At 67.6% G+C, this 26,129-nt stretch carries 23 protein-coding genes; 6 read left to right on the top strand and 17 right to left on the bottom strand.

Annotated features, from left to right (window positions below; genetic code table 11):
• Window positions 1-210: 210 nt before the first annotated feature.
• Complete coding sequence (locus ON40_RS07165) at window positions 211-2,847, top strand: winged helix-turn-helix domain-containing protein (RefSeq protein WP_040819834.1); 2,637 nt, start codon at window positions 211-213, stop codon at window positions 2,845-2,847.
• 27 nt (window positions 2,848-2,874) lie between these two features.
• Here the strand turns inward: ON40_RS07165 and ON40_RS07160 are convergent, their stop codons facing one another.
• Both ON40_RS07160 and ON40_RS07155 read right to left on the bottom strand, forming a co-directional pair.
• The gene (locus ON40_RS07160; RefSeq protein WP_040819833.1) at window positions 2,875-3,498 is read right to left on the bottom strand and encodes a hypothetical protein; all 624 of its coding nucleotides are present in this window, start codon (window positions 3,496-3,498) and stop codon (window positions 2,875-2,877) included.
• 514 nt (window positions 3,499-4,012) lie between these two features.
• Window positions 4,013-4,750 carry a type 1 glutamine amidotransferase family protein gene (locus ON40_RS07155; protein ID WP_040819830.1) on the bottom strand — a complete coding sequence of 246 codons (738 nt, stop codon included), beginning with the start codon at window positions 4,748-4,750 and terminating at the stop codon, window positions 4,013-4,015.
• Between the two features lie 240 nt (window positions 4,751-4,990).
• Between ON40_RS07155 and ON40_RS07150 the strand changes: the two genes are divergently transcribed.
• Entirely contained in the window at window positions 4,991-6,157 is a 1,167-nt protein-coding gene (locus tag ON40_RS07150) for an NAD(P)-dependent alcohol dehydrogenase (protein WP_245567700.1), read from the top strand.
• Window positions 6,158-6,198: 41 nt separating this feature from the next.
• On the opposite strand, the gene ON40_RS07145 is transcribed toward ON40_RS07150, so the two are convergent.
• The 4 genes from ON40_RS07145 to ON40_RS07130 all read right to left on the bottom strand — a co-directional run bounded on the left by ON40_RS07145 (window position 6,199) and on the right by ON40_RS07130 (window position 10,600).
• The gene (locus ON40_RS07145) at window positions 6,199-7,050 is read right to left on the bottom strand and encodes an enoyl-CoA hydratase-related protein (RefSeq protein WP_040819828.1); all 852 of its coding nucleotides are present in this window, start codon (window positions 7,048-7,050) and stop codon (window positions 6,199-6,201) included.
• A complete protein-coding gene (locus ON40_RS07140) occupies window positions 7,047-8,564 on the bottom strand; it encodes a class I adenylate-forming enzyme family protein (protein ID WP_040819826.1) in 1,518 nt (505 codons plus the stop codon). The genes ON40_RS07145 and ON40_RS07140 overlap by 4 nt, the downstream gene beginning before the upstream one ends.
• Window positions 8,565-8,825: 261 nt before the next feature.
• The gene (locus tag ON40_RS07135) at window positions 8,826-9,617 is read right to left on the bottom strand and encodes an enoyl-CoA hydratase-related protein (RefSeq protein WP_040819824.1); all 792 of its coding nucleotides are present in this window, start codon (window positions 9,615-9,617) and stop codon (window positions 8,826-8,828) included.
• A gap of 29 nt (window positions 9,618-9,646) precedes the next feature.
• Window positions 9,647-10,600, bottom strand: a complete 954-nt coding sequence (locus ON40_RS07130) for a PDR/VanB family oxidoreductase (RefSeq protein WP_040819822.1) — start codon at window positions 10,598-10,600, stop codon at window positions 9,647-9,649.
• 154 nt (window positions 10,601-10,754) lie between these two features.
• On the opposite strand from ON40_RS07130, the gene ON40_RS07125 reads away from it, so the two are divergent.
• A complete protein-coding gene (locus tag ON40_RS07125) occupies window positions 10,755-11,540 on the top strand; it encodes an SDR family NAD(P)-dependent oxidoreductase (RefSeq protein ID WP_040819820.1) in 786 nt (261 codons plus the stop codon).
• 72 nt (window positions 11,541-11,612) lie between these two features.
• Entirely contained in the window at window positions 11,613-12,275 is a 663-nt protein-coding gene (locus ON40_RS07120; RefSeq protein WP_040819819.1) for a TetR family transcriptional regulator, read from the top strand.
• A gap of 85 nt (window positions 12,276-12,360) precedes the next feature.
• On the opposite strand, the gene ON40_RS07115 is transcribed toward ON40_RS07120, so the two are convergent.
• Together ON40_RS07115 and ON40_RS07110 are read right to left on the bottom strand one after the other, a co-directional pair.
• Window positions 12,361-13,854, bottom strand: a complete 1,494-nt coding sequence (locus tag ON40_RS07115; protein WP_040819817.1) for an aldehyde dehydrogenase — start codon at window positions 13,852-13,854, stop codon at window positions 12,361-12,363.
• A gap of 15 nt (window positions 13,855-13,869) precedes the next feature.
• Entirely contained in the window at window positions 13,870-14,694 is an 825-nt protein-coding gene (locus ON40_RS07110; protein WP_040819816.1) for a mycofactocin-coupled SDR family oxidoreductase, read from the bottom strand.
• On the opposite strand from ON40_RS07110, the gene ON40_RS55410 reads away from it, so the two are divergent.
• Window positions 14,693-14,827, top strand: coding sequence for a hypothetical protein (locus tag ON40_RS55410; protein ID WP_281033006.1), 135 nt, complete (start codon window positions 14,693-14,695; stop codon window positions 14,825-14,827). The genes ON40_RS07110 and ON40_RS55410 overlap by 2 nt on opposite strands.
• Window positions 14,828-15,009: 182 nt before the next feature.
• On the opposite strand, the gene ON40_RS07105 is transcribed toward ON40_RS55410, so the two are convergent.
• The 8 genes from ON40_RS07105 to ON40_RS07070 all read right to left on the bottom strand — a co-directional run bounded on the left by ON40_RS07105 (window position 15,010) and on the right by ON40_RS07070 (window position 24,339).
• Entirely contained in the window at window positions 15,010-17,427 is a 2,418-nt protein-coding gene (locus tag ON40_RS07105; RefSeq protein WP_040819815.1) for a CaiB/BaiF CoA transferase family protein, read from the bottom strand.
• A 32-nt stretch (window positions 17,428-17,459) separates the two neighbouring features.
• Window positions 17,460-18,905 (bottom strand): aldehyde dehydrogenase, encoded by a 1,446-nt coding sequence (locus tag ON40_RS07100; protein ID WP_040819814.1) that lies wholly within the window; start codon window positions 18,903-18,905, stop codon window positions 17,460-17,462.
• Window positions 18,906-18,913: 8 nt separating this feature from the next.
• Window positions 18,914-20,098 (bottom strand): thiolase C-terminal domain-containing protein, encoded by a 1,185-nt coding sequence (locus tag ON40_RS07095; RefSeq protein ID WP_040819813.1) that lies wholly within the window; start codon window positions 20,096-20,098, stop codon window positions 18,914-18,916.
• Window positions 20,095-20,544, bottom strand: a complete 450-nt coding sequence (locus ON40_RS07090) for a Zn-ribbon domain-containing OB-fold protein (protein ID WP_040819812.1) — start codon at window positions 20,542-20,544, stop codon at window positions 20,095-20,097. Before ON40_RS07090 ends, ON40_RS07095 begins: the two co-directional genes overlap by 4 nt.
• Window positions 20,541-20,855 (bottom strand): hypothetical protein, encoded by a 315-nt coding sequence (locus ON40_RS07085; RefSeq protein WP_040819810.1) that lies wholly within the window; start codon window positions 20,853-20,855, stop codon window positions 20,541-20,543. Before ON40_RS07085 ends, ON40_RS07090 begins: the two co-directional genes overlap by 4 nt.
• A gap of 107 nt (window positions 20,856-20,962) precedes the next feature.
• A complete protein-coding gene (locus ON40_RS07080; protein WP_040819808.1) occupies window positions 20,963-22,450 on the bottom strand; it encodes an acetyl-CoA acetyltransferase in 1,488 nt (495 codons plus the stop codon).
• Window positions 22,447-23,484: an LLM class F420-dependent oxidoreductase gene (locus tag ON40_RS07075; RefSeq protein WP_040819807.1), complete on the bottom strand. Its 1,038-nt coding sequence runs from the start codon at window positions 23,482-23,484 to the stop codon at window positions 22,447-22,449. The genes ON40_RS07080 and ON40_RS07075 overlap by 4 nt, the downstream gene beginning before the upstream one ends.
• A 45-nt stretch (window positions 23,485-23,529) precedes the next feature.
• Window positions 23,530-24,339, bottom strand: coding sequence for an enoyl-CoA hydratase/isomerase family protein (locus ON40_RS07070; RefSeq protein ID WP_040819806.1), 810 nt, complete (start codon window positions 24,337-24,339; stop codon window positions 23,530-23,532).
• A 120-nt stretch (window positions 24,340-24,459) separates the two neighbouring features.
• On the opposite strand from ON40_RS07070, the gene ON40_RS07065 reads away from it, so the two are divergent.
• Entirely contained in the window at window positions 24,460-25,290 is an 831-nt protein-coding gene (locus ON40_RS07065) for a glucose 1-dehydrogenase (RefSeq protein ID WP_040819805.1), read from the top strand.
• Window positions 25,291-25,347: 57 nt separating this feature from the next.
• Here the strand turns inward: ON40_RS07065 and ON40_RS07060 are convergent, their stop codons facing one another.
• On the bottom strand, window positions 25,348-26,106 hold the full coding sequence (locus ON40_RS07060; protein WP_040819803.1) for an SDR family oxidoreductase: 759 nt from the start codon (window positions 26,104-26,106) through the stop codon (window positions 25,348-25,350).
• Between the last annotated feature and the right edge of the window lie 23 nt (window positions 26,107-26,129).

Here is a 26,129-nt window from a genome sequence, read left to right as displayed (position 1 = left end):
CGCTGTAGGGTCCCGGGCCGATTGAGCAGGCCGTCAGCAAACGTATTCCGGACGTTGCAGAGTTGGCCTCCCCCTTGCGAGATGAATTCGATCCGGTCAAGAGATAGCTCACCACCTCGCCCACAGCAAATAGCTGGTATACGTTCGAATTCAGACAGATCAGACCCCTCGACAGCGGCTCGGCCGGACGGACAAGCTCACGGAGGCGTTGTGGTCGCACCCGAACAACCCACACTGGGCACCAGCGAAAACCGGCACAGCTCAACCGCTGCGGCGGCCTCGGCGCACACGCCGCCCATTCTCTCGTTCACTCCGCTGCCGATGATCGCGGCACAGGTTCGGATGGAACAGGCCACACGATCGGCGAACGGCCACGCGATTCTGGTGTGTGCACCGGCGGGAACCGGCAAAACCGTCCTGGCGGCCGACTGGATCCGGCGACTGCTCCCCCCGGCCAGGGTCCTGTGGGTCGGTCTCGCGGATCTCGGCGACACCCAGCTGTGGCCCGCCGTCGCCACGGCCCTGGGCCAGGGGTCGAGCACCCGGACCGGATCGGTTCCGGACACGCCGTTCGAGGAGGCCGCGGCAGTCCTGTCCGCGATTGGTGACGCATCGACCGGCACCGTCCTGGTTCTGGACGACGCTCACCTGATCACCGATCCGCTGACACTGTCGGGCCTGGAATACTTCCTCGAGCACGCGCCACCCACGCTGACCACCGTCGTCATCGGCCGCTACGACCCTCCGGTGCGTTGGCACGCCCTGCAGATGGCCGGTCGGCTGACCCGGATCGGGGCCCGCGACCTCGACTTCGGCCTCGAGCACACCGCGGCGCTGCTGGCCCAGCACGACTGCCGACTCACCGAATCCGAGTTGGCCGCCTTCCACGAGCTCACCCGCGGCTGGGCGGGACTGGTCCGGATCGGCGCGATCCATCTGGCCGCACACACCCGCGATCGCACCACCGCCCTGACCTCCCTGCAGCACGGTTCTCACGCGGTTGCCGACTTCCTGGTCGGTGAGTTGCTGTCGGCACTGGCGCCCGAGATGCTGGATTTTCTGCTCGCCACCGCGGTACCGGACTCCTTCTCGATGGATCTCGCCGAAACGCTGGTGGGGCGGACCGCGCCCCGAACGCTGGAATCCTTGTTGCGCAGCAACTTTCCGCTCGAGGCCGCCGCCCGGCACGGCGGCCTCTGGTACACCTACCACCCGATGCTGCGCACCTATCTCCTGGCGGAGCTCACACGGACCACACCGGACCGTGCCCCCGTACTGCACGATGCCTGTGCACGGTGGTTCATCGCCGCCGGAATGCTGCCCGAGGCACTGCATCATGTCCTGACCGCGCCGAGCAGTTCCGCGCTGACCGAGTTCGTCCGCGATCACGGGCCGCGCATGGTGTTCGAGGGCAACGGCGCGACGCTGTTCCGCCAACTCGACCGCCTCGGCATGGCGGTCGACACCTTCGTCGTATTACTGCGGACCGCCGAGGCGATCGAACGAGGCGACATCGTCCATGCCGCGGCGCTGGACGATCTCGTGCGCCAGCGCCCGCTGCTGGAATCCTCGTTCGCGACACCCGAACTGCTCCGGCTACTGGCCGAGGCGATCGGAACCGACGTCGAGATCACGGCCGGCCGAGTCACCGGGACCACGCCCCGGGGCCTGCCCGCACCGACGGGACATCCGGAACTCGACTGCTATATCGCTCTGCAGGCCGCCAGCACGCACCTGTTCGGTCCACACTCGCGCGACAGGGGCGAGCCGGAGCTGCGACATGTGCTCGCGCTCGCCCAGAACGCCGGACTCGACCGGCTGGCGATACAGACCCTGACCCTGCTGGCCGTCGCGGCCGGACTGAGCGGATCACTCACTCTGATGCGCGAACGGTCCCTGCAGGCGGTCGACTTCGCCGAGAGCCACCATCTCGAGGACACCACGGCGCTGGCACACGCCCGGACCATGCTCGCGCTCATCGCCTATCTGCAGGCTGACGAACAGCACCTGCCCATCGAGGAGATCGCCCCGCTCACCCGGCGAGTGGACGGCTCCATCGCACCGACCCCGGGTCGGCACGCCGAGATTCTGGCGCTGCTGTTCAGCTCGGATTCCGCCGCCGATCGGCACGCCCGCATCGACACACTGCGCAGCGACATGCACACCCTGCTCGAGGAGGCTCCGCTCGTCGCCACCACCGGTGGGCTGCTCATCCAGGTCACCTGGGCGCTGCTGCGGGTCCGGTGGGCCGATACCGCGCAGCGACTCGTGGACCGAGCAGTCGCCGCGCTGGGCCGCGTGCCCGAGACGATTCTCGCCGAGGCCGCGCTCACCGAAACCCGCCACTGCTCGGCGCTCACCGTCGAATTGGTCGCGCCGCTGCTCGAGCGGGACGATCGACTGCACCCGGTGCCGGCGATCCAGGCATGGCTGTTGTACGCCTCGGCCTGCCACCGGCTCGACCGGCCCGTCGCGGTTCACGAGGCACTCCACCGCGCCACGAGCCTCGCCTACACCGAAAAGCTGATCCGGCCCTTCCTGGACGTGCCCGGCACCATCGAGTTGCTCGACCAGTACACGGGCCGATTCGGCTACCTCGACGAGTTCGTCGACACGATCCGGCGCCACAGACGAGCCGATGTCACCTCGCACAGCCCGCACCTGACCGGCACCGAGATCGCGGTCCTGCGCCAGCTTCCCTCGGGGATGACCACACACGACATCGCCACCGACATGGGAGTCTCGATCAACACCGTCAAAACCCACCTGCGCGGGATCTACCACAAACTCGGTGTTCGGACCCGCGCCGATGCGATCACCCGCGCCCGCACCCTGGGCGCCATCTGAGCCGGGCCCGCGACGGCGGATCGGGGTTCACTGGCCGACGCCGTCCAGACTCGCGGGCACCCACAGCGGTTCGAGCACCTCCGGCTCCCGCACGAGTGGGATTTCTCCGGCGTCCCGACGCGGTCGGTCGGTGGGCGCGGATCGAGGCAGGGCAAGGATGGTCGTGGACCGATAGGTGACAACCCCCGCGGTGTCGATGGTCACCCCGACGAGGTCCTGTGCGAGCACGAGATCGTCGGCGGGAAGGGCGAACAGGGAGATCGCCAGCATCGGCGGCCGATCGGCGACCCTGGTGCGCAGCGAGCCGGTGACCAGTGCCGGGCATCCCGACAACAGCATGATCGCGGTGGCGAAATCGGTCAGGCCGGTCCCGGGGGTTCGGGCCCCGGCCGCTGCGGCGGCCACAGCATTGCGCAGCGTCGGATGTCCGGTCGGCCAGTGCGGTGGCGTGATCCGGTTCCATCGCCGCAGCGCCGGGCAGGCATCCAGTTCGGTGCGGCCGAGCCAGCGCCGCCGACCGCAGGCGAGTACCCGTTCGACTCGGGAGTGCCAGCGTGTGACGTCATCGATGACGGCCCGTAACTGGACCCTCTCACAGGAGACGAGGGACCGCCCAGGCGGGTTCGGCGCGATCGGATGCGTTCGAGTCATCTCGTCCTCCGGCGGTCCACTCGAATTCCGTTGCCCCGCACAACAGTCCCGCTCGGCCCCCACCTGTCACGATGCAGTTGCTCGCTCATCGGAATCTCCAGACGTGCCGACCGATCTCGATGACCGCTGACGGACGATCTTCGAAGCACAAGTCTGTACCGCCGGTCACGAGCCCGACTCACCCGGCTGGGATGAATTGGGACCGATGTCGAAGCGTGCCGACATCACGAGATTTCCGTATATCGCCTGCATGCCCGCAGTTGACGCACAATCGCAGCGAACGCAGTTTCAGCCCATGTCCGGCCCACCTTCGACCGGATCGCCGGACTCGATCTCGGCATCGTCGGCTACCTCGTCAGCGGCCTGTTCATCCCGGCCTGGGCCAGCGCCGTCTTCACCTGGTGTCACGGCTGCAGCGAAGAAAAAGGACGACCGGACTGCGACCGGAAACCGCCACTCCCGCGGTTACAGTCTCACTCCATTCCGCACCCTCGAATATCCGGGCATCACCGCATTACGCCGGCTGAAGGCTGTCGAATGCCTTCGCGGCCCTTTCGGCAGCGCTTCGCGCACTTGCCGGATTGGCTCCGGTGACCACCCGGCCGGCGGTTATCGAGTAGTCGTCGAACGGGTGCATGGGAGAGCTGTAGTCTGCGTCCACGTCACTCACTGCCTCGACGACCGGGATTGCTTTGTCGGACCGGAGTTTCTCGAGGACGTTCAGGACGACCTCGCCTTCGACGGTAAATCCGGTCACAGTCTTACCGGCGATAATCGATTTTCCGGTCTTGGAGTCGATCATCTTGGGCAGGATCACCGGTCCGTGGCATACAGCGGCGACGATACCTCCCCGAGTCCAGACGTCTTCACCGACAGCCTGAAGCCCTTCGGCGGTGGGATAGTCATAGAGCGCCGCATGCCCCGCGGAACCGAAGAACAACCCGTACTCCTCCTTCTGCAAGTCGGATGCTTTCCTCAGCTCCGAATTCAACTTCACATTGAACGGATGCTCCGGGTTGTCGAAGACCGCCTTGTCATCACCGGCCAGAAACTGATCGGTGAGGGAGAGATCGTCCAGCCCGAATGTGCCTGTCTCTGTAGCAAGGTCGACGTCGAAACCGGCCTGCGTGAACACTTCGAACGGATGCAGGGCCTCGGTGAAGAAGAGACCGGTTTTCGTGCCGTCCGGATAGATCACCCCGTGGTAGCTACTGATGGCAATCAGTGCCTTGCGGGGAAGATTCTCAGGCATAGTTCACCTCTTCGATAGATTTTCGTACCGTCGGCCCTATGGCCGGGCGGTGTCGCGCAGAGTCTCACCAGATATCGCCATCATCGGTACTTCCAATGTCTACCACCGGAAACCATCGGCGACGCACTCCAGCTACCTGCCAGCGCGTAGAGTTGCCGACTACCTGCTACACGGATACGCCCGCCGGCGATCGCACAGCGCAGCACGGGATGCGCGGCGCGGGCAGAACGTAGGGACCTCGTGGCGCCGGACGCGGCGGAGATCGTCGACGTCGAAACCGGAATCGAATCCATGCCGCTTTTTACGCCTATTGCGAATAGGGAGGCGCAGGTGATGAAGATGCGAGCAGCCCGGATGCACGGTTACCGAGAGCCGCTTCGGATCGAAGAGGTTCCCGTGCCCGAGCCGGGACCGGACGAGATTCTGCTGAAGGTCGCCGCGGCGGGTATGTGCCGCAGCGATTACCAGCTCCTCGACGGTTACTTCAAGGGCCCGTTCCCGGTGGAGTTTCCATACATGCCCGGCCATGAGATCGCGGGTCGTGTGGCGGGGCTCGGCAGCGCCGTCCCCGCGACGGTGACCTACGCGGAGGGCGACATGGTTGTGGTGAATCCCAGCTGGGGAGACGGCACCTGCCGGCAGTGTCGCGAAGGCAACGAACAGCTCTGCAGCGGCAACGGCCGGTGGGTGGGCTTCGGCCCTCCGGGAGGCTTCGCCGAGTACATGGCCGTGGAGTATCGGCACGCAATCCGGGTCTCAGCCGATGCTGCGAAGGCACCCGAGTTGCTCGCGCCCATGACCGACGCGGGAATGACCCCGTACCGAGGGATGCGCAAGCTCCGGGATGCGGGAAAACTCGGCCCTGCTCGCACCGTCGCGGTGACGGGCATCGGGGGACTGGGAAGCTACGCGGTCCAATACGCGAAGCTGCTCGGTGGCGGCGCGACCGTGGTGGCGCTCGCGCGCACCGACAGCAAACTGGACGTGGCCAAGGACAACGGTGCGGACCACGGCGTCAACGTGAAGGACAAGTCCACCGAGGTGATCCAGGACGAACTGGAGAGGCTGACCGGGCGCCGAACGATCGACGCGATCCTGGACTGTGTCGGCAGCCAGGCATCCATCTCGATGGGGTTCGACCTGCTGGGTCCCGAAGGAGCACTGGCGGCTGTCGGCCTGATGAGCGACCGCGTCGAGCACCGCCAGTTCCCGTTCGTCGGCACGGAGCTGTCCTACCTGGGTTCCTTCTGGGGCAACCACCTGGACCTCGTCGAGGTGCTGTCCCTTGCCGAAGCCGGCCTCGTCGAACACAACGTCACCGAAGTCCAGCTCGAAGACATCAACGAGAACCTCGAAGCCCTCGGCCGCGGTGACGTCGTCGGACGGCAGGTCATCGTCTTCGAGTGAAGCCCGCGGCGAGCAAGCCTGCCACGCTCGGGAACGACGACCTAGGTCTCGAACAGGTCGGGTAGGCCGCCCGAGATGCGGTCGGGGAACTGCGGAACACGTTTGGCGAGAAACGATTCCACGCCCTCGCGCACGTCGTCCGAGACGCCGCGCAGGTAGATGGCGAGGGATTCGGCGCGGTGTGCGATTTCCGGGCTCTCGGCGGCGGCCATGCGCCACATCATCCGGCGGGTCAGTGCGACCGAGACCGGTGCGGTGCCGGTGATCAGTTCCCTTGCCAGTTCGACGGCACGGTCCAGGACTCGATCGGCGGGGGCCAGTTCGCGGACCAGGCCGCGTTCGAGCGCCTCCGCCGCGGGCACCATGCGGCCGCCGAGGGTCCATTCCAATGCGGTGGACATGCCCACCACGCGCGGCAGGAACCAGGTCGAGCAGGCTTCGGGAACCAGGCCGCGGCGGGTGAAGACGAAGCCGAATTTCGCTGTGTCCGAGGCGATTCTGATGTCGGCGGGCAGGGTCATCGTCACGCCGACGCCGGCGGCGGGACCGTTGATCGCGGCGATCACCGGCTTGTCCGATCGATGGATTCGCAGAGACGCCCGACCGCCCTGGTCCGCGGGTGCGCCACCGGTGTCCGGATCGTCCGCCAGCACGAAGGTCTCACCACCCGCGGCGAGATCGGCTCCGGCACAGAAGGCGCGGCCGGTGCCGGTGAGGACCACCGCACGCACCGAATCGTCCGCATCGGTCTCGTCGAATGCCGCGATGAGGCGTTCGCACATCTCGTTGGTGAAGGCGTTGAGCCGGTCGGGACGATGCAGCCGCACGATCGCGATCTCGCCGTCCCGTTCGAGAAGTACTGGGCTGGTGGTCATTTCGGTGTCGGGGCTCATCGCACCTTCTCGAATCGGTCTGCCACATCACGGTATTCGGCGCGGATCGCGGTCTTGGCCAGCTTGCCGCTGGGCAGCCGAGGCAGCGGTTCGTCGCGGATGACCACGTAGCGAGGCACCTTGTAGTCGGCGATGACCTCGTTGCAGTGCGCGACGATCGCGGCGACGTCCACATCTCCGGTGACAGTGACGATCGCGGCGGGGGTCTCACCGAACCGCTCATCGGTCGCGGCGATCACCGCCACCTCCTCGACGCCGTCCAGATCGGCGATGACCCGCTCGATCTCGACCGGGGAGATGTTGATTCCGCCGGTGATGATCAGATCCTTCATCCGATCGACGAAGGTGATCCGGCCCTGCTCGTCCCGCCTGCCCAGATCCCCGCTGTGCAGCCAGCCCTCGCGCAACGCCTGTGCCGTGGTGGCCGGATCGTTCCAGTAGCCGGGTGTGACGCCCGGCCCACGCACGACGATCTCGCCTTCCTCCCCCGGCCCGGCCTCGGTGCCATCGGACCGCACGACCTTCAGCTCGGTGAATATCGAACCCGCCCCGCAACTGTCGGGATGGGTGAGGGCCTCGGCCCGGGTGGTCGCGGTCGCCACGCCGCCCGCCTCGGTCATGCCGTAGATCTGGCGCAACGCCACACCTTTGTCCGCCCACGCCTTCAGCAGCGCGGGCGAAACCGCGGCCCCGCCGACGATCGCGGTGCGCAGCGACGACATCTCGGCGTCCGCGAATTCCTCGCTCCTGGCGATCGATTCCCACATCAGCGGAACCCCGAACATCGCGTTGACCTGATACCGGCCGATCAATCCGGCCGCGCGACCGGGCCGGAATTCCTTCTCGACGATCAGCGTGTTCCCGAGCACGACGCTCATCAGCACGCCCCAGACCAGTCCCGGGGTGAACACCAAGGGCAGCAACAACAATGAGGTGCACCCGGGCCGGAACCCCTCCTCGGTGAGGGTCGCCTCGAACACGATGCTCAGCAAGGTTCGGTTGGTGCAGATGACGCCCTTGGACAGTCCGGTCGATCCGCTGGTGAACAGCAGTGCGACGGGTTCGTCCGGTGTGACGTCGATGCGGAAATCGTCCCGCCCGCCGGACCGCAGGTCGGTGAAGTCGTCGAAGGACAGCGACCGGAAATCCGTACCCAACTGCCGAGTCTGCTCGATCCGCTCGGCGAACTCCGAGGGCGCGATCGTGAGCACGGCGCCGGAGTCGTCGAGCACCTTGCGCAGTTCGGCCGGGGTGAGACGCGGATTCAGCGGGACCACGACCGCACCGGCCTTCAGCACACCCAGGGCGATCACCGGCCAGGTGATCGAGTTCGGCCCGAGCACACCGATCCGCTCCCCCGGCGCGATTCCGGACTCGGCGATGCGTCGGGCCACTCGGCTCGTCCAGTCCTGGAGCTCCCGGTAGCTGAGCGTCTCGTCGTCGACGATCAGCGCGGATCGGCTCGGTTCGGTATCGGCCCACCAGTACAGAGCCGAAGCGATTGTCGCAGCCATTGTTGTCCTTCTCGTAGTGAAATGGCCTCGGGCGTGGTGGGTTTCGAGGATGAGCTCGCTGTGCCACCAGCCGGGACGGCCGGCGATCCGGCGTCGGGATTCTGGATGATTCGAATGTGTGGACACCGGGTTCCGGCGCTGGAAAGTCGGCGAAGTGGTTTCGCGATCGCGGCCTGCCCGATGAGTGTGACCCACACTACATAGGATTACATATTACGTCAATCAATATTTGTATCATGTTGCATGAGCGGGCCACGTCCGTCATCGCCCCTGCCACTGCGGTTGGCGCTTGGCGGCGAACGCGCGCGGACCTTCCTTCGCATCCTCGCTGCTCATGACGATCCGGGCGGCGTCACGACCGAGCCGCCAGTCCTCCTCTCCCCATCCGGCATGCGCCGCCGCACTCTCGTGCATCACCCGCTTGCTCTGCTGCACGGACAACGGCGCATTCGCCGCGATCACCGCAGCCAGGTCGTGCGCCGCGGCCAGGGCTCCCCCGGCGGGAGCTACCGCGTTGACCAGACCGAGTTCGTAGGCCCGCGCTGCCGAGATCGGTCGTCCGGTCAGCGCGATCTCGGCGGCAACCTTCGGCGGCACCTGCCGGTGGATCCGCAGCACACCACCCGCGGCAGCGATCAATCCGCGGCGGACTTCGGGCAGACCCAGCGATGCCCGCTCGTCGATGACGGCCAGGTCCGCCGACAGCACGATCTCGGTTCCGCCGCCGAGCGCGAAGCCGTTCACCGCCGCGATCACCGGCTTGGGTATCCAGTGGCGCACGATGCCCGCGAAATCCCACTCCCGGTGGTCCGGGTCGTAGATATTGCGTCCGGCCGCGATCTCTTTCAGATCCGCACCCGCACAGAACGCCCGGCCCGCACCGGTGACGATGACGACGCGCACCTGCGGATCCTGTGCCGCGCGTTCGAGCGCGGCTCCGGCGGCCGCGGACAGGGCCGCGTCGACGGCATTGAGGGCGTCGGGGCGATTGAGGGTGACCACGGCGACGTGGTCGCTCACCTCGTAGCGGGCGGCGGGTTCGGGTTGGGGCACAGTATCTCCTGACGTGCGGGCTGGTGTGGTCAGAGGTCCAGGACGAGCCGAGGGGTGTGACTGCGGGAAACGCAGATCATCATCGCGTCGTTCGCGGACTGCTCGTCCTCGGTGAGCACGGAGTCGCGGTGATCGGGCCGCCCGGCCAGGACGGCCACCTCGCAGGTCCCGCAAGTTCCTTCCCGGCAAGAAAACTCGAGGTGCACACCACGACGCTCGAGTGCGTCCAGGACGGACTCGGACTCCTTCACCTCGACCACTTCGCCACTGCGAGCCAACTCCACCTCGAACGAGTTCGCCGGTGCGGCCGGATCGATCGCTTTCGGCGTGAACCGCTCGATGTGCAGGGTGAGGTGATCGCGTGCGCGGCAGGCGGTTTCGATCGCCTGCAGCAACGGCTCGGGGCCACAGCAGTAGACCGCCGCACCTGGTTCGAGCGCGTCCAGGGCCGCACCGAGCTCCAGCAGTCCGTATTCGTCCTGCGGGCGCACCTCGACTCGGTTCGGATGGGCCGCGGACAGCTCCTCGGCGAAGGCCATACTCGTTCGCATCCGTCCCCCGTACAGCAGTCGCCACGGACGTGCACGCCCCTGGACCTCGCGCAGCATCGGCATCAGCGGGGTGATGCCGATTCCTCCGGCGATGAACAGATAGGATTCGGCCCGCGACAGCCGAAACGCGTTGCGCGGGCCGCCGATCGGGATCAGGTCGCCGACTTCGAGCTTGTCGTGGATGTAGGCCGAACCGCCGCGCCCGTTCGGGTCGTGCAGGACCGCCACGGTCAACGTCCGCCGATCGGCCGGATCGCCGCACAGCGAGTACTGCCGGGTGATGTCGCCGAGTACGAGGTCGATGTGAGCGCCGGGCTCCCACTCGGGCACCTCGCCGCCGTCCGGGTCGGCGAGCGTCACCGCGACGACACCGGCGGCCACGGACTCCTTGCCGATCACCCGCATCCGTTGGTGCGTCCGACTTTCGCTCATCAACCCTGCCCACTCTCCGAAACAAACCGTCACTAAATCTTAAGCCATTAGATTTACACAACGCAACACCCAGCTAGAAGCCTCTTGCAAGCCGCATATAACCTGTATAAACCTATAGGTGTTAGCCATCTGAGGGCGCGACAGGAGTTGCCATATGAAGACCACGGACCACACCGCCGGATCGGTGCTGGACCTGTTCCGACTCACCGGACGCGTGGCCGTCGTCACCGGCGCCGGTACCGGGCTCGGGGCCGGTTTCGCGCGCGCGCTGGCCGAGGCCGGCGCGGATGTCGTGGTCGCGGCCCGCCGCCGCGACAAACTCGAACAGGTCGCCAACACCGTTGCAGCCGTGGGACGTAGGTGCCTGGTCGTGCCGACCGATGTCACCGATCCCGCGCAGTGCGACGCACTCGCGCGAGCGGCCGTCGACGAGTTCGGCCGTCTGGACATCCTGGTCAACAATGCCGGGGTCAGCCATGTCGCGCCCGCGACCCACGAGGACCCGCAGGATTACCGGAACGTCGTGGAGGTCAACCTGTTCGGCGCGTACTGGGCGGCGCAGGCGTGCGCTCGGGTCATGCAACCCGGATCGAGCATCGTGAATGTGGCGAGCATGCTCGGGCTGGTCAAATCCGTTCTGCCGCAGGCCGCTTACGCCTCGAGCAAGGCCGGGCTGATCGGGCTGACCCGCGATCTGTCGCACCAGTGGTCGGGACGAAAAGGTATCCGCGTCAACGCGATCGCGCCCGGATTCGTGGACACCGACATGATCGGCGAGATGTCCGGGGACACCCTGGCCGAATTCCTCCGGGACTGCTCGCTGGGCCGGACCGCCACCCAGCGGGAGATCGACGCCGCGCTGATATTCCTGGCCGCACCCGCTTCCGGATACGTGACCGGTTCGACGCTCGCCGTGGACGGCGGAACATCCGGGCACTGACCGCCACCCGCTACCATCAATCTTAAAGGCGCTAGGTAACCGGCCTGGTGCGAGCCGAGTGGAAAGCAGCAGATGCCACGACCTTCACAACCTCTGATCAGCCGCTCCGCGGTGATCGAGGCGTCCATCGAGATCATCGACTCGGAGGGCCTCGAAGCGTTCAGTCTGCCCAAACTCGCCAAGTACATCGGCGTGAGCGCGCCCTCGCTGTACCACCATTTCGCCGACCGGTCGGCGATTCTGTCCGCGGTGGCGCGCCATATCGCCGGCGCGGGATCGATCCCGCGCCGCAGGCCCGGCCCCGACTGGCCGGAGTTCTTCGTGCAGCTGGCGCTGAACTTCCGCCGGTCGATTCTGCGGCATCCCAACGCCGCCCCGATCCTGCTGCAGTACCTGCCGCGTGATCTGCTCATCGGCACCTACGAGGAGACCGCCCGCTTCCTGGAAGCCTCGGGCGTGCCGACGCATCTGCACGTACAGATCCTGGACGGGATGGAGCGGCTGAGCCTGGGCACCGCGCTGACCGACGCGGTGCGCGGTCCGAGCACGCGCACCACGATCTTCCCGAATGTCGATCCCGACTCACAGCCGATCCTGGCTCGCGCGCTGTCGGAGAACACGCTGACTTCCAAGGGGTTGTACGAGGAGATGGTCCGCAGCTTCCTCTACGGCGTGATGCGCAACGAGAACGCCCGGACCACAGAGGAATCCGAACCCGCGCCAGCCTCGGTCTAGACGTCCCACGAGCATGACATCGGTGCCCGGTCGGAAGGTTCCGACCGGGCACCGGCGTCTCAACGTTGCGGAATCCGCCGCCCGGCTACTGCGCCGGGGCGGGCATATGCACCGTCTTGGTTTCGAAGAACTCCTCGAGCCCTTCGACGCCGCCCTCGCGCCCCATGCCGGACTGCTTGTAACCGCCGAAGGGCAGCGTGAAGTCGATGACCGAACCGTTCACGCTGACCGTTCCGGTGCGAATCCGTTGTGCCAGAGCGTAACCCCGGTCCAGATCCTCGGTGTAGACCGCGCCGGACAGACCGTAGACCGAATCGTTGGCGATCGCGACGGCCTCGTCCTCATCCTCGTAGGTGATCACCGAGATGACCGGGCCGAACACCTCCTCCTGGGCGATGCGCATATCGTTGCGCACATCGTCGAGCAGGGTCGGCGCGACGAAGTAGCCGTGCGCCAGGCCCTCGGGCGCTGCTCCCCCGACCACGACGCGAGCGCCCTCCTGGACCGCCGAATCGATGTAGCCCCGGACCCGATCACGGTGGCGCGCACCGGCCAGCGGACCGAGGAAGTTCTGCGGCTCCCACGGGTTGCCCATCGGCAGCGCCCCGTAGGCCGCGGCCAGCGCCGCGACGACCTCGTCGTGCCGCTGCCGCGAAACCAGCACCCTGGTCAGCGCGATACAGGCTTGACCGGACTGCATACAGCCGCCCATGGGCAGCGATTGCAGCACATGGTTCAGGTCGGCGTCGTCCAGGACGATCGCGGCGGACTTCCCGCCCAATTCCAGTGAGACACGGGCGATTCGGTCACCGGCCAGGGCCGCGATGCGCCGTCCCGCCGCCGTGGATCCGGTGAAGGTGATGTGGTCCACCCGCGGGTCGGTGACCAGGGTTTCGGAAACCTCGCGGTCGGCGATGAGCACGCTTACCACGCCCTCGGGCACCAGCCCCTCCGCGACGAGTTCGGCGATCACGTCGGCGAATACCGCCGGTGACAATGGCGCGTCCGGGGCGCCCTTCAAGATCACCGAACATCCCGCGGCCAACGCCGGGGCAACCTTGAAGGCGATGGTGCCGATCGGGCCGTTCCACGGAATGATCGCGGCGACAACGCCGGTGGGCTCGCGCAGGATCCGGGAGACTCCGCCGTCCGCGCGCACACGGTCCTCGCGCTGTTCGAAGTTCCGGGCCTCGGCGGCCACCGCATGGAACAGTCCCGCGCTCATCTGCTGGGTCATACCGCTGACGGTGACCGGCACACCGACCTCGAGTACGCCGATGGTGGTGAGCTCCTCGATGCGCTGTTCGAGGCGGGCGCCGATCTCGTCGATCACCTGGGCCCGTTCGGTCATGGTCTTGCCCGACCAGACCCCGGAGTCGAAGCTGCGCCGCGCGGCCTCGACCGCGCGGGCGACGTCATCGGTTGTGGCACTGCGGATCCGGGCGGCGCGCTGTTCGGTCCACGGGTCGATCAGGTCGATCCATTCCTCGCCGGTCGAGTCGACCCAGTGGCCGCCGATGAAGATCTGTTCCCGGTCGGCGACGGACGGTGTGGTGACGGCGGTGTCGGTGGTGGTCATCGCGATGGCCCTTTCTCAGCGGTTGTTGTAGCCGGCGTCGACGGGCAGCGTGACGCCGGTGATGTATCGGGCCTCGTCGGAGGCCAGGAAGGCCAGTGCGTTGCTGACGTCGATCGCTTCGATCAGCTCGACCGGCATCGGGTTCTTGTACGCCTCGTCGTTGGCCACCTCGGGATGCGAGTTGACGAAGGCGCCGTATTCGGCGTTGGCGACCATCGGGGTGTTCACGCCGGTCGGATGGATCGTGTTGACCCGGATGGAATGCTTCGCGAGCTGCTTGGAGTACAGCCGCATCAACCCGACGACGCCGTGCTTGGCCGCAGAGTAGCCCGCCTGCCCGGGAAAGGTGTTCAGGCCCATGCTGGTCAGTCCGGCGGCCGAGCTGGTGATGGTGATCGAGCCGCCGTTGCCGCGCTCGACCATCGGCGGGACGGCCACCTCGAGGGTGTGCCACACGCCGGTGAGCATGGTGTCGACCGCGTCGTGCCAGGCCTGCGGTTGGCTGCCCTGATCGATCACCGGCATGATGCCCGCGTTCGCGACGATGATGTCGACGAATCCGAACTGCTGCACGCCCGCGTCGTAGGCCCGCTGCACATCCGCTCGGTCGCGCACGTCACCGATGGTGGTGACGATCTGCCCGCCGGCCTTCTCGACCAGGCGGGTGGTCTCGGCGAGGTCCTCCTCGGTGGCCATCGGATAGAACACCGACGGGATCTGCGCGCAGATGTCCATGCCGACGATCGCCGCGCCCTCTTCGGCGAGCCGCACGGCGTGGGACCGGCCCTGCCCACGCGCCACACCGGTGATGAAAGCGACCTTGCCTTCGAGACGTTTCATGAAATTCCTTCTCTCACTGACTTTTCCGGATGCGGGCCGGATTCGGCGCGGGAATGCCCGATTCGTCGCCGCGAACCGTGCGCAGAGGTTCGCGGCGACCGTGGGCCCGGCCGGAGATGTCGAGCGGCTGTGAATGCCGTCACATCACCGTAGCGCCCGAAAACCTCTCGGTCAACAACTGACAGATTTTGTCATTTATATCGTTTCGGAGCTAGAAATCATGTAGGAAATAGCTGTCCAACTGCGGACATGAGGAGGTAAACCTACAGTCTTTCCAATATCCGAAGCGGCCCTAGGGTCCCGATAGGAAACTATCTACCGTAGGTTTTCCGACGACGCCGCGACCAGTGCGGGATCGTCGGCCGACGGTTGCAGGACGCCGTCGCGAACCAGTGCGTCGATCTGCCCACCGGACATGCCCAGCAGATCGGCGCAGATCTCGCGGGTGTGCTGACCCGGCAGCGGCGCGGGCCGCGTGGCAGGGTCGGCGATCTCCTCGAATCGTGCGGCGCGGGCTGTCGCGGGCAGATCCGTGGTCAGCAGGTCGTGCTGGACCAGCGTGTAGGTTTCACGAGCAGTCAGGTGCGGGTCGGTGAGCAACTGTGGCAGCCGCAGCATCGGGCCCGCGGGGACACCTGCGGCCTGTAGGGTGGCGGCTGCCTCCTGCGGACCACGCGCCCGAGTCCATTCCGACACCACGGCGTCCACCTCGGCGCGGTGCCGAATCCGTTGCGTCACAGTGCAGAAGCGTTCGTCGTTCACGAGGTCCGGGCGACCCAGGACCTCGCACAGGCTCCGCCACTGCGCGTCGTCGCCGACGGTCACCACACACCATTCGTCGTCACCGTCGCAGGCGTAGACGCCGCTAGGAGCACAGTAGGGATCCGAATTGCCGGACGCTACAACCGATCCCGGCGCGAGCGCTTCAGCGACCAGTTGGGTGCCCAGTTGGACGAGCGCGGTATCTGCCTGGGCCACTTGAATATCGGTGCCTCGACCGCTGCGGCGGCGGGCGATCAACGCGGCCAGGACCGCGCTGGCAGTTATGTGCGCGGCGATGTGGTCGGGGTAGACGGTTTGTCCGTCACACAACAGTTCGGCGTTGTCCGGGTAGCGCCACAGGGCCGACACCCCGCACGAGGCGCGCACCAGGGGACCGTATCCCAGCCTGGTACGCCACCCGCCGGTCGCACCGAAGGCACTGGATTCCGATACCACGATGCGTGGATTCAGCGCCGACAGAGATTCGTAGGACAGGCCCATCGCGGCCAAGGTGCCAGGCTTGAAGTTCGCCAGCACCACATCCGCCTCGGCGACCAGCCTGCGGAACAAGGCAGCCCCTTCCGGCCGCCGCAGGTCCACGCCCAGGCTCCGTTTGTTGCGGTGTCCCCACGCCACCGAGGCAGCCAGGGCCGCACCGCGTTTGGACTGGCGCAGGCCGTCCGGGAAGTTCGCGTTCTCGATCTTGATCACATCGGCGCCATAATCGGCGAACTGCCTGCTGAGCTCCGCACCGAAGACGATCACCCCCAGATCCAGCACCCGAAGTCCAGCCAGCGGAGCCGCCGAGGGATCCCCGGTACCGGTGTCGACTACGGGATGATCGGGGGTCACGATGTCGTCGTGCTCGCCGGGTTGCGGTGCGCGCGTGCGGATCCCGGCGCGCACGCCGCCGATGCCGACGTACCCGGAGGGCGCCTTCGCGTATGTGCCCGGTGCGATCTCGGTCTGCACGAGTGCGCCCGAGTCCTCGAAATGCGATGTGGTCAGGACCTCGGCCAGGGTGTGTACCCCGCCGACCGGAACGCCGCGGCGGGCACCCTCCTCGACCAGCTCGGCCTGGGTGCGGGTGGCGAACAGTTCGCCGATCAGCGGGTGCAGCGAACCGGCGGCGGCGAACCGCGCCGGAATCGTGTCGTATTTCGGATCGGCGAATTCGGCCGGCGCGCCGAGCCATTCGAACATCCCCCGCCACTGCCGCTTGGCCAGCAGGCAGATTCGCACGTGCCCGTCCTTACAGGCGAAGACGGGATAGAAATCGGCCGCATCGGGCCGCCCGCGCGGGAAGTCCTCGGAACGTCCGGCCGCCGCGGAGCCCTGCGTGCCGAAACCGGGATCGAAGCCGTGCACGATCGCCTCGAAGGCCGAAACGTCCACGGTCTCACCGCGTCCGGTTTCCAGTCGGCGCAGGTACGCCAACAGGGTCGCCCACACCGCGTGCGCGCCGACGGTTTCCTCCACCAGCCCCGCCGGGGGCAACAGCGGCTCGATGCCGGGTGCGCCCGAGCGGGACAGCACACCCGAGAGCGCGTACAGCACCGGTTCGGTGGCCACCCAGTCCCGGTATGGGCCGCTCTGCCCGAAACCGGTGATCGATGTCCATACCAAACCCGGTGCGGCAGCGCGTATCTCGGCCGGACCCACACCCCGTTCCGCGAGCCGTCCCGGCGGGGACGACTCGACGACGACATCGGCGCTGCGGGCCAGTTCGCGGAAACGCTCGGCCCCCGCCGCACTGGCCAGATCCACGGTGATGCCGAACTTGTTGGCGTTGCGCAGCGCGAACGCGATACTGGTCCCCGCGGCCGTGGGCTCCGCCGACCGACTGCGCGAGCCGCCGGGCGGTTCGACGCGGATCACCTCGGCCCCGAGGTCGGCCAGATAGCGGCCGCAGGATTCGCCGAGACCGTCGGTGAGGTCCAGCACGCGGGTGCCGACCAGCGGAAGTGTCATCGTTGGCTCCGTTCGATCGGTGGTCCGGCGATTCAGCGGGTGCCGAAATACACCGATTTGGTGCGGTAGTACGACGCGATCCCCTCCGGTCCGAGCTCACGTCCCAGACCGGAGAACTTGACCCCGCCGAACGGGGCGTCCAGATCCAGCAGATAGTGGTTGACGCCGAAGGTGCCGCTGTCGATGCGATCGGCGATGGCCAGACCCCGTTCCTCGTCGGTGGTCCACACCGTGCCGCCCAAGCCGTAGTGGGAGTCGTTGGCGATGGCGATCGCCTCCTGCTCGGTGTCGAACGGTGTGATCGTCAGAACCGGTCCGAAGATCTCTTCCTGGGCGATGCGCGCGGAATTGTCCACACCCTCGAATACCGTCGGCTCCACGAACCAGCCCACCGGCTGGCCTGCGGGAACGCCGCCGCCGGTGGTGACCCGGTAACCGTCCGCGCGCCCGGCATCGACGTAGCCGAGCACCCGGTCGCGTTGCGCCACGCTCACCAGCGGTCCGATCTGGGTGGCCCGATCCAGCGGATCACCGATCCGCAGCGCACGCACCGTTTCGGTGACCACGCCCACCACCTCGGCATACCGCGAGCGCGGCGCCAGGATCCGGGTCCCGGCGTGACAGGTCTGGCCGTTGTTCACCAGCGACACCTCGAGCAGCTTCGCCGCGAACTGTTCGAGATCGGCGTCGGCGGTCACGATGGACGCCGATTTCCCACCGAGTTCGAGCGTCACCGGACGCAACAGCCGCCCGCACACCTCACCGATGGCCCGGCCCGCCGGGGTGGAGCCGGTGAACGCCACCTTGTCCACACCGGGATGTTCGACCAGGTACGCGCCGCCCGCCCGATCGGCGGGCACGATGTTCAGCACGCCCGCGGGCAGTCCGGCCTCGATAGCCGCCTCGGCGAAAGCATAGGCATCCAAGGCGGTTTCGGGAGCGGGCTTGAGCACGACGGTGCATCCGGCGGCGAGCGCGGGCGCGAGTTTCATCGCCGCGAGCGACTGCGGGTAGTTCCACGGCGTGATGGCCGCGACCACCCCGACCGGTTCACGGCGCACGACCGTGCGGCCCCCGAATGCACTGGGTCGCACATCCTCTCGCGCCGCACCGCGAATCAGCCGGGCGTAGTACTCGATCATCAACGCGGGTGCGTACCCGTTGACGTTGATCGATGTCGTGATCGGCATGCCGTTCTCACGACTGGCCAGCGCTGCGGTCTGCTTGGCGCGCGATTTCAGCGCCGCCGCGAAACGATCGAGATGGTCGGCCCGCTCGTCGGCGTCCAGGGCACGCCAATCCGCCAGCGCCCGACGCGCCGCCGCGACCGCCGCGTCGATATCGGCCGGATCGGCCAGTGCCGCTGTGCCGAGCACCTTTTCGGTGGCGGCTTCGATGACCTCGACCGCGGCCGCTGTGCTCGGTGCGACCCACTCCCCGTCGATGAACAGGGAGGGGCGATCGTATGTGGTGTCCATAGCGGTCCTCAGAGGGTGTCTTCGTGCCCGAACAGGGTGGAGCTGACCAGCGGGGCCATCGGCCCACCGATGAACAGCGAAACCCGCGCGCCCGGAACAGGATTGGTGGATGTGCCGCGGATCTGACGCACCGCTTCCACGGCCAGTCCCATACCGTTGACGAAGGAGTCGGCGATATTGCCGCCACTGGTGTTGACCGGTAGCTTCCCGATTCCGGCGGTCAGGTTGTCGACGGTGAGAATGTCTCCGGCGGCCGGGCCCGCGGGCGCGAATCCGTGATCGATCAGCGCGGAAACGGCGGGGCCACTGAAGTTCTCGTACACCTGGACCACATCGACGTCGTCGTGGGTCAGTCCGGCCGCGGCCCACATCCGGTCCGCGACACCCGCTCGTCCGGGGCGACCGGCGAATCCGGCGCTGGTGTAGAGCTCGTCGTTGTCGATGATCGAGGAATATCCGCCCGGCGCGCCCTGCGCACCGGCGAGCACGTACGCCGCGTCCGGTCGCATGGCGCGGGCGCGCTCACCCGAGACGAGCACGAGCGCGACCGCACCGTCGCTCTCGCGCGAGCAGTCGAACAGGTGGAACGGCTCGGTGATCATCCGGGAGGACTCGTAGGTCGCCTCGTCCAGCGGCTTGCCGTATCCAGCGGCGGTCGGGTTGTTCTGCGCGTGCCGGTAAGCGGCGAGGACCAGCGCTCGCATCGCCTCGCGGGGCACCCCGTCGTGTTCGAGCAGTCGCTGCGTGCGCAGCGCGCAGACCTGGGCCGGGGAGCCCACGCCGTGTGCGAGGTAGTGCGGGCCGTAGAAATACTTCGCGTAGCCGAGCCGACCGGTGTCCTCCTGGGCCATCGACCGGTAGACCACGACGGTCTCGGCCTGCCCGGTGGCGATCGCGACGGCGGCGTTGTTGATCGCGGCCGCCACGGCGCCGCCCCCGCCACCCCACATCATGTTCGACCACCGCACATCCCGGACGCCGAGTGCGCCGCCCAGGATCGCGCCGTCGTGCCCGCCGCCCGCGTAGGAGACGAACCCGTCCAGTTCGCTGGGTGAGACTCCGGCGTCGGCGCACGCGGAGACGATGGCCTCCAACGTCATTCGCAGCTCGCCGTGCGGCGCGCCGCCTCGCTTGTAGTGCAATTCGGCCGCACCCACCACCGCGGCCGCGCCGCGCAACGTCGTTCCGCTCATGCTCGCGCTCCTTCGGTGTCGGCGCGGCGCCACCGCAGCAGGGGCCACGTCGCTCCGGGGTCGAGCTCGATGTGGCCGACGACCTGGTCGCCGATCCGCACGTTCTCGGGCACGTCGTCGACCAGAAGGCCCAGCACCCTTCGGTTTCCGGCTCCCGGCAGTTCCACCAGGACGGTCACGTACGGCACCCGGTCGGCGAGTTCGGTGATGAAGGGATAGTGGCTGCGGGCCCAGCTGTACACGGTGCCGGCCGCCTCGACCGTCTCCCAGCCCGGGTCGAAGGTATGACAGGTCGCGCAGATCCACTGCGGGCCCCAGATCCACGCACCGCAGTGACCGCAATGTTGCAGTCGCAGTTCACCTTCGGCCAGCCCCTCCCAGTAGGGCCGGTCCAGGCCGTCCGCCGCGGGCCCCCACGGCAGATCGAGTGTCGGCGTCTCGCTCATGCCGATGCTCCGGACACCGGAAAGTTCTCCAGCGCAGCGGCTTTCCAGACACCGTCGCGCAGTTCCCAGATCGAGCGCAGGCCGATCACGCCGTCGGGGGTGTCGTAGACGGTCTCGCCGATCTGCTTGTCGTCCTCGGCGCGCACGTCCTGGATCCGGAAGCTGTTGACCACTCCGCGCGGGACGGTCACACCCTCGAACACCGCAGGGATGTTCTCCTGCACCATATCGGCCAGGGCGGCTTTGAAATTGCCGTCGGCGACGGTGCCGACGTGCCGCTCGTACAGTTCGCGAAAGTCTTGATCAGGCATTCGAGTTCTCCTCGCTTCCCTGGTGACGCAGGGCGTCACCGATATTTTTACCTTAAGCCTTTAGGTTTATCGGGTCAATCGTCGACCGCGATGCAAGGCCGCACCGGCTAGTCGTCGGCGAATCGGAACTCGCCGTCGGCACCGACCCGCACCGGCTCCTCGGCGGTCTCCGTGTTCGCCAGACGCGCCAGAGCGCCGGGTTCACGGGTCGAGGCCAGCGTGCGTCCGCCGTCGGGCGTCCGGGCGGACAGGAATCCGAGTTCGGCTTCTCCCGATCGGGAGTAGACGACCGTCCACGATTCCGACAACGCCGCACCCTCGTAGTCCGGATGCGCCCGGACGGTGGGTTCCCGGTCGACGCTGTCCTGCACGTCGACGCGGCGGAAGCCCGCCGGAGGTGGCTCGGTGTGATACACCCCGAAGGCATGTTTGGTCAGGTAGCCGCCGTTGGCGGTGAGCAGTCCGTAGCTGCCCGGCGACTGCCGCAATCGGGTGGCCAGCGTCGCGATCGCGTGGGTGCTGTAGTTGTTCCACGGCCCACCGGCGAAGGTCAGACCGCCGGTCACCGTCAGTGGGCACGCGGGATCGTCTGTGGGAAGGCCGATTTCGTGCGCGGCAACCTGGACCGCGGAGGGAAAGCACGAGTAGACGTCGATGTGGGCGATGTCGTCGAGACCGATCCCGGCCAGCTCCAGCGCCCGCGCACTCGCGTGCCGGATCGCGGGCGAGCGATCCAGGGCGGCGCGTTCGGCGATGTCGTAGGTGTCGTGCGCCTCGGTACCCGCCTGCGGGAACACCCAGTTCTCCCGTGGAATCCCCAGTCGCCGAGCCACTTCCACCGAACACAGCAACACCGCCGCGCCCTGCTCGACCATATTGTTGGAGTTCAGCAGTTTGGTGTAGGGCGACGCGACCCACCGGTTGCGCTCACCCGGGGTGATGATCTCGCTGCCGGTGTAGGCGCGTTGAGTCCAGGCGTACGGATTGGCGGCGGCGACCTCGCTGAACCGGGACCACAGCTCCCCGATCACCTCCCGATGCTTGTCCATCGACCGCCCCGCCGACAGGCGCAGCGCCTGCTCGAACAGCGGATAGATGTAGGCGGGTCGGTCCAGCCCCGCGCGACGTTCGGTCTCCGATCGCATCGGGACCTCCGGAACCAGCATCGGGGCGGCGGGAACCGACTCGTCCTGAACCGTCCAGTGCGGGCGTACTCCCTTCGCGCGCAACGTCGTTCGCGTCCGCCAGGATTCGGCCCCGCCGATCAGCACGACATCGCAACGTCCCGCCGCGATATCCTCCGCAGCCTGATTGACCAGTACCTGCGGTGTGCTGCCACCGCTGCCGGTGTAGCCGGTGTGCCTGGGCGTAGCGCCGATCCACGCGCCGACCAGCGCACCGGGATCGCGATACCGCCACGACAGCAGCCCGACGATCCGCACCGAATCGACGAGTTCGAGTAGTCGTGTACTGCCCGCCTCGGCGGCGGCTCGCGCGGCGGCGTCGGCGATCAGCGCGGCCGGTTCGCGCGCACCTTCGCGCTCGTTGAGCTGGCCGCCGCCGACCAGTACCGGTGTCCGGGGATCCAGGCTCACGACCGCACCGCCTCGAGGATCCGCTCCCGCGATTCCGGACGCGGCCAGCCGCCGAGGATGAGTGTGGTCAGAACTGTTGGCTTCCAACGTTTCACGATCTCCTCACAGATCTTGTCGACGGGCCCGACGAGCGCGACGTCCTCCACCATCGCCGTGGGAACGGCCTGGGCGGCCAGATCGGCGCGTCCGGCCAGATAGAGCCGCTGAATCTCGGCGCATTCCTGACCCCAGCCCATCCGCACGAACACATCGTTGTGGAAATTAGCCCCCTTGGCCCCCATACCGCCCGCGTACAGGGCCACCACCGGCTTGAGCCGCGCCGCCGCACGCTCGAGATCCTCGTCCTCGGACAGCCAGCACACATTGGCCACCTCGAAGTCCGCGGCGGTGCGGCGAGCACCCTCGCGGGCGAAACCCTCGGCGAGCGCGGCGCGGTAGAACTCGTCGGTCTTCGGCGAGAACCACAGCGGCGTCCAGCCGTCGGCGATCTCCGCGGCGAGCGCGACGTTCTTCGGCCCTTCCGCGCCGAGGTAGACCGGGATGTCGGACCGCAGCGGATGCACGATGGACTTGAGCGGCTTACCCAGACCGGTTCCGCCACCGTAGGGCAGCTGAAAGTGCTTGCCCTCGAACGTCACCGGCTCCGCGCGCGCCCACACCGCGCGCATCACCGCGACGTATTCGCGGGTGCGTTCCAGCGGGCGCGGATAGGGCTGTCCGTACCAGCCCTCGACCACCTGCGGGCCCGAGGCGCCGATGCCCAGGATCAGCCGTCCGCCGCTGAGGTGATCGATGGTCTGGGCGGCCATCGCCAACGCCGTGGGGGTGCGCGCGGAGATCTGGCACACCGAGGTTCCCAGCGCGATCCGGCTGGTCCGCGCACCCCACCAGGCCAGCGGAGTGAGCGCGTCCGAGCCGTAGGATTCCGCGGTCCAGAAGCTGTCCACCCCGAGCGCCTCGGCCTCGGCGATGGTCTGCTCCATGCGCCGGGGCGGGTGTGAACCCCAGTATCCGGCCATCACGCCGACCTTCACCGCGGCCTCCCGTCGTTCATTGCTGTCGTCAAAGCTGTCGTCCTGTCAGTGATTCCGGTAGACGGGCGGGCGCTTGTCGAGGAAGGAGTGCACCGCCTCGCGATGGTCGCGGGTCGTGGCGGCCAGGATCTGGGTCCGGTTCTCCAGGTCGATCGCCGCGCGCAGGCTCGGCACCTCGAGGTTGGACCACATCACCTCCTTGGTCATCCAGACCCCGAACGGGCTGTTGCGGGCGATCGCCTCCGCCGTGTCGAGCGCGACGTCGAGCAGCCGGTCGGCGGGCTCGATCGAGGACACCAGGCCGATCCGCTCGGCCTCCTGTGCGGGGACCGATCGTCCGGTGAGCAGAATCTGTGCGGCCCTGGCGAATCCGATCATCCGGGGCAGCAGCCAGCTGACTCCGATATCGCAATTGGACAGCCCGCGATTGATGAACGAGGCGTGCAGCGCGGCATCGGCGGCGATGATCCGGATGTCGGCCATCAGCGCCAGCGCCATACCGCCGCCGGCCGCGGCGCCGTTGATCACCGCGATCACCGGGGCACGCACACCGCGAAACGCCTCGACCAGTCCGGCGATGTGCTGTTGCACGCGCAATCCCGCCTGCGCCCGACCCTCCCCTTCGGCCGCGCCGGGCGGTGTGCCGTAGCCGCGCAGATCGAGTCCGGCGCAGAAGGCGCGACCGTTACCGGTCAGGACGATCGCCCGGACCTCCGCGTCGTGGCGCACCTGCGCCAGCACGCCGTGCAGCGCCTCGATGAGTTCGGCGTTCATCGCATTGAGCGCCTCCGGTCGGTTCATCCGGATCAGCAGGATGCCGGGGCGGGGACGCTCGGTCTGGATCACATCGGACATGTGTCGGACTTCCTCGAATCGTCGGCGACGGTCACACCACAGGCGGTACCGTCGAACTATAAAGCTAATACCTTTAGATAAATTACTCAAGGTAGAGGCGAAATCGAAAGGCTTGCACAGATGATGGAACGGAACGGCGGAGTCGTCGTGGTGACCGGTGGCGCGAGTGGGATCGGAGCCGCGACCGGCGAGCTGCTGGGCCGGCGCGGGAGCCGGGTGGTGGTCACCGATATCGACGACGTCCGGGGTACGGCAGTGGCCGAGAGCCTCGGCGGTCGAGGCGAGTATCTGCATGTCGACGTGACCCGGGAGCAGGACATCGCCGCCGCGATCGACACCGCGATCGAGCGGTTCGGCCGGGTGGATGCCGTGGTGAACAACGCCGGACGGGTCGGGGCGTGGACGTACCTGCAGGACATCACGCTCGAGGAGTGGGACGCGACGTTCGCGGTGCTGGCGCGCAGCGCGTTCCTGGGTACAAAGCACGCCGCGCGCGTGATGCGCGAGCAGGGATTCGGCGCCATCGTCAACGTCTCCTCGGTGGCGGCGTTACGCACCGGATTCGGCCCGCACCCCTATGGCGCGGCCAAAGCCGCGATTCTGCAGCTGACCCGCAGTGCCGCAAGGGAACTCGCACCGCACGGCGTCCGCGTGAACGCCGTGACACCGGGCGGAGTCGCCACCCGGATCCAGGGCCACGGCGCGGGACTCGAAGGCGATGCACTCGATGCGAGCATCGACGGGGTCCGCCGCGGACTGCGCACCTTCCAGCCCATCCCGCGAGCGGGCGAGGGCACGGACATCGCGGAGGCCATCGCCTATCTCGTCTCCGACGCGGCCTCGTTCGTCACCGGTCAGAACATCGTCGTGGACGGTGGACTGACGCTCGGCAAGGGCTGGCCCGCGAACTACCGCGCCGAGGCCGAGGCTGTCGGCGGGCATTCGGGCTGATCCGCACGCGCCGGGCGCGGGGTGGCCGCGATTCGCGACACCCTCGCGCCCGGCGGGTCAGATGCCGACCGGCCCGCCCAGCCAGACGCCGACCTCCTCACCGGAGACGTGCCGACCCGCATCGCTGACCAGGAAAGACACTGTGGCCGCAATGGATTCGGCCGGTATGCGCGGCCAGTGTTCAGCCAGGGTCCGCGCCGCATCCGATCCGCCCGAGGCGATGATGTCGGTCTCGACGAAACCGGGCATGACCGCGTTGACCGTCACACCGCGCCGGGCGAGTTCCTGCGCCATCGCGCGAGTCATCCCGGCCAGTCCCGCCTTGGCCGCGGCGTAGGCGCTCATCCCCGGCGAGGGCCGTCGCCCGCCGGACGGACTGCTGACGAAAATAACCCTGCCCCAACCCTTTTCGTACATCGCAGGCAGAGCCGCATGAGTACAGTAGAAGGCGCCGCTGAGGTTCAAGCCGATCACCCGATCCCAGTCCCGGGGCGAGAGCTGCCGAGCCGAACCGAACAGGTTCATCCCGGCATTGTTGACCAGCACGGTCGGTGCGCCGAATTCGGCGGTGGCCTGTTCGATCAAGTGTGCGGCCTGTGTGGGGTCGGAGACGTCGGCGTGGATTGCGGTAGCGCTGCCACCCGAGGCGGCGATCTCCTCGGCCACCTGCCTCGCCGGGCCCTCGCTCGCGGAATAGTTGACCGCCACGGCGAATCCGTCGGCGGCCAGGCGGTGTGCGATCGCCGCTCCGATCCCCCGCCCGCCGCCGGTGACCACCGCGACGCGCGCAGGCGCTTCCGTCGTCGAATCCGTCACCGCCGCAGCCGCTTCCGTTCAGG

This window comes from Nocardia jiangxiensis NBRC 101359 (assembly GCF_000308615.1).
Classification (GTDB): domain Bacteria; phylum Actinomycetota; class Actinomycetes; order Mycobacteriales; family Mycobacteriaceae; genus Nocardia; species Nocardia jiangxiensis.
The sequence above is the reverse complement of the archived record's forward strand: the minus strand, read 5'-3'. Positions and strand labels throughout refer to the sequence as shown.